We start from the raw sequence: 574 nt of genomic DNA on the forward strand, positions 1-574 counted from the left end.
TCTATCTTGAGGTTTTAGCGATGGTGCAGCAGTTTGTGATGAACGGTAAGATCCCCGTTCGCTATCCTATCTATATCGCGATGATGGCCATTGCTCGCTACATCACTTTAGGTATGAAAGAGTTGGATGCCACTTTGGTGGTTTGGCTTTCTATAGCGGCGTTTATCTTGGCGGCAGCGACCTTGGTGATTCGCGTTGGACACCACTATTGGCCGTATGTTGACAACCGAACCTTGGAAAAAGACGAATAAAATAAAGCCCCGCACTAAGCGGGGCTTTCAATATGTAATCTAAATGTTTTTAGATTATTCGATGTTTTGGATCTGTTCGCGCATTTGCTCGATCAGAACTTTCAGTTCTACGCCCGAAGCAGTGATGTCGGTGCTGATCGATTTAGAAGCGAGCGTGTTTGACTCACGGTTGAATTCTTGCATCATGAAATCCAGACGACGACCGACTGCGCCACCTTTTTTCAGGATGTTGGTCGTTTCTTTCACGTGAGAATCCAGACGATCCAGCTCTTCTGCAACGTCTGACTTTTGCGCTAGCAAGATAAGCTCTTGTTCTACACGAG

Annotated in this window: 2 protein-coding genes; one reads left to right on the forward strand and one right to left on the reverse strand. The window is 46.2% G+C overall.

Annotation, left to right across the window (positions count from 1 at the left end):
* The coding region (locus R7190_RS29375) for a phosphate-starvation-inducible PsiE family protein (protein WP_318138139.1) at nt 1-251 on the forward strand (251 nt) is incomplete at its 5' end.
* Between the two features lie 54 nt (nt 252-305).
* Here the strand turns inward: R7190_RS29375 and R7190_RS29380 are convergent.
* Nucleotides 306-574: endoribonuclease YicC domain-containing protein (locus tag R7190_RS29380; protein WP_318138140.1), on the reverse strand; the 269-nt coding region annotated here is incomplete at its 5' end.

The organism is Vibrio sp. 1078-1, from assembly GCF_033340475.1.